Annotated in this window: 1 pseudogene; it reads right to left on the reverse strand. The window is 61.1% G+C overall.

Annotated elements, in window-relative coordinates:
• Nucleotides 1-398: 398 nt before the first annotated feature.
• Nucleotides 399-5349: pseudogene (locus AO277_RS10650) on the reverse strand (alpha-2-macroglobulin).
• Nucleotides 5350-5556: the final 207 nt, after the last annotated feature.

A 5556-nucleotide genomic window follows, 5' to 3' on the forward strand; every position in this document is an offset into this window, starting at 1 on the left:
GATACATCCTCAGTGGATGTATCGTCCCCTTCGCGAACAATGCGGATCGCCGCCCCGGTCGCTCCACGGGTATGCATTCCAGTCAAGCATTTGCCCTTCACCACCACTGCGCATCCATATTTGGGAGCGACCGGAATCTTTTGAGATAACGCGCACTCCTTGTGGGAGCGAACTTGTTCGCGAAGGCTCTATTCCTGACGATACATCCTCAGTGGATGTATCGTCCCCTTCGCGAACAATGCGGATNACTCCTTGTGGGAGCGAACTTGTTCGCGAAGGCTTTATTACTGAAGATACATCTTCAGCGGATGTACCGGCCCTTTCGCGAACAATGCGGATCGCCGCCCCGGTCGCTCCCACAGGTACGCATTCCAACCAACCAACCAATCAGTCGGCGATCATTTGCCCTTTACCACCATCTGCGCGGGTGCATCGCCCAGTGCCTGCCAGTTCGGGCGGTACATCGATTCGACCTGCGGCGGCGGCACGCGGTACGTACCCGGCGTGACTGCACGGGCCAGGTAGAGCAGGTGCACGGTGCTGCTGCCGTCGATATCCAGCGCCGCCACGTAACGATCACCGCGGTATTCCTGATGCTTGATCCCGGCGTTTTCCATCGACTCGCGGATCGTCTTCACTTCTTCACTGGCGTCTTCCAGGCTTGCCGAGCTTTGCGCCAGGTTCTGGTTTTCCAGCTCCAGGCCCGCAGGCAGCAAGTCCACCACCAACGCATCAGGTACGCGCTGTTTGGCACCAATCTCCAGATGCACCAGCACCAGTTGCCCGGTTTTCAGGGCTCCGACGTTCAGTGGCGCGCCGCTCAGGCTCAGGTATTCGCGACGAATGCTCAGGTTTTCGCCACCGGCTGCAGGCGTCTGGGTTGGATAACCGGAAACGGTCAGTTGCTGATAGAGCGGTTCGCTGCCTTGATTGTGTACTGAAAGCGGCGAAGCCAGCAGCCCACCGTCCAGCTTGAGGCCCGGCTGTTTGTTGCTTAGCTCGCGGGTTTGAGTGCCGCTGGCGAGGCTGGCGGTCCAGTCCTTCTCCGCTTTACCCAGCAGGTTACGACCGGCAAGGAACAGCGAGTTGCTTTCCTGAGTGGACAGGTAGCGATTGGCGGCCACTTCATCGGCCAGGGCAAACAGGCGCTCGTCACGCCTTTCTCTGGCGAGATCATTTTCTTCCAGCAAGGCCAGAATCAGTGCCTGATCACGCAGCGAGCTGCCGTAGTCGGCCAGCCATTCATTTTTGCGGCTGACTGCCAGGCCGGCGCTCAGGGCCAGATCGGCACGCGGTTTGTCGCCCATCTTCTCCAATGCGACCGCCAGTTGTACCAGCGGCAGCCCGGAGCGGGCGTCACTGCGTCGGTCGAACAGGCTGCGCAAGGCCGCCAGCGGAGCCTGTTGGCTGCGTGAAAGCACCAGCCCCGCGTAGGCTTGCACGGCAAAGCGCGTATGTTCGGCGTTCTGGCTGTAATTGACCTGAATCTGCCCGGTATCCTGCAAATAACGCAGCAGACGTTCACTGGCTTTCTTCAGCGCGTCCGGTGGTACGGCAAAGCCCTGATCGCGGGCGCGCAGCAGGAAGTCGGTGACATAGGCAGTCAGCCAGTATTCCTCGTCGCTGTCCGAACCCCAAAGGCCAAAGCTGCCGTTGTAACGTTGCATGCCCAGCAGGCGCTCGATGCCGATTTCGACCTTGCGCTTGCGTTCGGCATCCGGTTCGCCGGTCAGGCCCAGACGCTTGAGGGTCGCCGCGTCGGCATACAGCGATGGATACAGGCCGCTGGCGGTCTGCTCCAGACAACCGTAAGGGTAGGCTTTCAGTGCCCGAATCTGTTCACCGATGTTCAGCGGTGGGCGGCTCGACAGCGACAGCATGGCTTCGCGACCGGCAGGCTCGAAGGCTTCAAGTGCACCGTCCGGCAGGCTCCAGCTTTGCTCGTTGAGAGTGGCGCGATAATGCCTGAGCATCGCCGGGTAGGCTGGGCGTACACCGATGTTCCACTCGCGAGTGAAGGCGGGCAGGGTTTCACCGGGCAGGTCCAGACCTTCGATCAGCACTTTGATTTTGCCCTGACCCAGTCCACCCTGCGCCAGTACCGGCACTTTAAGGGTGACGCGCTGACCCTCTTTGAGTTGCAAGGGCTTGATCTGATCGCCGCCAGGAATGCTCAACTGGCCTTCAGCGCTGATCTTCACGTCCAGCTTTTGCGCTTTGCCCGACAGGTTGGAGACGTCAAGCGCGACGCTGGTCTGGTCGCCACCTGCGAGGAAGCGCGGCGTCGACAGCTCGGCGATGATCGGCGCAGCCACCACGGTTTTCGCCTCGGCCATGCCGTAGCGGTCGTCGGTCCAGGCCTGAGCCATGACCCGCAGTTCGCCGTTGAAGTCTGGAATGTCGACACTCGATTCACCTTCACCCGCGTCGTTCAGGGTAACCGGCGCGCTTTGCAGTGCCACGATGGTCACGCTAGTGTCCGGACGCTTGCCGCCTTTGGCCAGCGCATCGCCACCGAACGCCATGCTGGCCAGACGTCCCTGACCGGCTTCGATCAACTGGCCGTAGATGTCCAGTTGGTCCGCGCCATACTGCTTGCGGCCAAACAGGCTGGCAAACGGGTCGGGCGTGGCGTAGCGGGTGATATTGAGAATGCCGACGTCCACTGCCGACACCAGCACTTGCACCTGCCTTGGCACGCTGCCATCGGCATTTTTGGCGACAATCTTGAGTTTAAGCGGCTGTTTGGGGCGCATTTTCTCCGGTGCGGTGACCGTCAGCGCCAGTTTGCGTTGCGCACGGTCCAGCGGCAGGTGCAGCACACCTACAGCGCGCTTCGGTGTAACGTTGGCCTTGCGCTCGCCGGGGCGTATGACCAGAGCGGTGACGTACAGATCGTGGCGCGCCCACTTTTTGTCCAGCGGGATTTCATACGATTTGCCCTCGGCCGGCACGTCGATTTCCTTCCACCACAATGGACCTTCGCTGGACTCGACCAGCAGGTAGCCCTTGCCCGCAGCGGGTGGCGTGACGGTCACCGTGGCGGTGTCGCCGTCGTTGTATGCCGGTTTGTCCAGCGCCAGCTTGACCTGATCCGGCCTGACCACGCCGCCATCGGTGTTGTCCTGCCAACGATAGCCCGCCCAGAAGCGCAGGCTGCTGACCATACCGGTGGACGGGTCTTCCACTTCGACACGGTAAGGGCCCCACTCGACCGGGAAGCTGATTTTGGCTGTCGAGTCCTTGGTGATGTTGAGGGTCTCCTCGTTCAGGTTGAGGAATTTCTCGTTGAAGTGGTAGCTCCAGCCATCGTTGGCCGAATAATTCCAGTAGTAGTCGCGGCGCTCACGAATCAACCTGACTTTTACATTATCAGCGGCCAGTTTGTTGCCAGCGGCATCGGCCATCACGATTTCAAATTCGGCCGGGCCGTCGTCGTTGGTCTGCGCCTCGCCCTTGTCGGCTTCGTCGTCGTAGTCATCGCTGCCTGTACTGCTGCCGAACAACGCACGCACGCCGGGCAAGTGCTCGGCAGGCCAGATCGGCTGCACCAGACGACGGGTGATCGGACGCCCGCCGGACTCTTGCAGGCTGGCTTGCAGAATCAGTTGCAGTGGCGATTTGGCTTGCGCCCATTCGCTCTGCACGGCAAGCGTCGAGTGGCCTTCGGCGTCAAGCGTAACCGGCTCCAGCTCCAGGTCATGCTTGAGGTCTTCTTCGGTGATCGAACCGAACTGATAGCCCGGCAGTTTCGGCACGGCTTCGCGCAGCGGACGCACGTAGACCTGACCGGTCAGGGTATTGCCCGAGGCGGGCGCGCCGTACAGGTAGCGACCAGTGATATCGAACTCGGGGTTGTCAGCAGGCGCAACCGGCGTGTCGCTGCCCTTGAGTTCCAGAGCCAGGCGCTCGGGCAGGAAGTCTTCAACCTTGAATTCGTAAAGCTGCGGTTTGCCGTCGCCCAGGTCGAACACCAGTTGCCAGCGACCGGTCGGCGCTTCATCGGCGAGTTGCAATTGATACTGGTAGAACCCACTGCTGTCGGCTTCCCAGACGAACTTGCGGCTGACCTGATCATCAGGGCGGCGCACTTCGACGGTGATGGGTTGTGGCTTGACGTTCTTGCCGTCGCTGTCACGCAGCAGGCCGTTGAGCAGCACGGTTTCACCGGGGGCGATACAGGTCACGCGGGCCGAAAATAAAGAATTGCAGCGGGTGAGCCTGCGGGCCGGAGATGTCGAACTCGGCCAGGTCCAGCGCCGAACTGTTCAAACGCAGCATGCTGGTCTGTTCGTCCTTGTGCGCCAGTACCACCGCCGCCTTGGCTGGCAGCGGCAGTTGAGTGTGGCCGTCGCTGTCGGTCTTGCCCTGGGCGACAACCTTGCCGCTGTCGTCGTACACATCGACGCTCACATCGCTCAGGGCCTTGCCGCCCTCGAGCGCTTGAGTGAAGACGTCCAGACGGTTGCTGTAACGGTGTATCGACAGACCGATATCACTGAGGGTGAACAGGGTAGCCGGCTGCGAGTAGCTGTAGGTCCCCGACGCGCGCATGACTGCCAGATAAACACCCGGCTGTTGCAGAGGTTTGATACCGGCAATCGGTAGCAGCAGGGTTTCACGGGTATTGCGCGCAGGCTTGAGGTCGAAACGACCGCTGTAGACCAGTTCGGCCATAGGCAACAGCTCTTCGGAGCTGTAGCTGGACAGGCTCGACGCGCCGTCCCACTGGGCGAGGAAGTTGGGCATCGAGTCGGGTTTGACGCGAAAGAATTCGACATCCACCTTGTCGACGTTCAGGGCGATGACCGGCAAGCCCTCGGCCAGCCGCGTCGGCAACAGGCTGCCACGGCTGGCGAAGCCGACGGTGGCTTGCAGGTCACGGGTTTCCAGACGGCTGATGTATTCGGCCGCGAGCGTGGCCTTGTTGACGGCCTGCAGACCGGCATCGACGGTCAGCACCAGTTTGCGCTGCGGCTCAAGGTGGCGCAGGCGCAGTTCCATGAGGTTGTCCGACAGCTCCCAGGCACCGTCGACCTTGCCGTTCTTGCTGTCCACCAGATGAAGTTTTTCGCCGAACTTCTGCTCCGGGTCGAGCGGCACGGAAAAGCTCACCGACAGGGCGCTTGCGCCGTCGATCTGGATTTCCGACACGTCGATGACGGTCAGTTCGCGCCCTGCGTAGCGCTTGCTCAGCGCGGCGAGGTCGACTGCGGGTTTGGGCTTTGTATCGGTAACCGCTGCCTGGGTCGTTGCTGCCGCGGCTGGCGCCGGTTTATCCGGGGAGGAGGAATCACAGGCGCTCAGCAACGCAAGCGCGCAAGCCAGAAACAATCCTTTGTTGAACATGGTGGCACTCATCGGCAACGGTAGAGAGGGTGCGACTATATAACAGTCGTGATGACAAGTATTACTGTCAGATTGAACAGGTAGTCCCTGGCATTCCTCACACGCCAGCGCAGGACGTAGAGCCTGGCTATCGTTCCTCACGCTCTGGTATGCCCCCCGAAGGTTGGACAATTATCCACTTACGCTGCCTTGGCGGCCTGCATCCTG

Source organism: Pseudomonas amygdali, from assembly GCF_002699855.1.
GTDB lineage: Bacteria > Pseudomonadota > Gammaproteobacteria > Pseudomonadales > Pseudomonadaceae > Aquipseudomonas > Aquipseudomonas amygdali.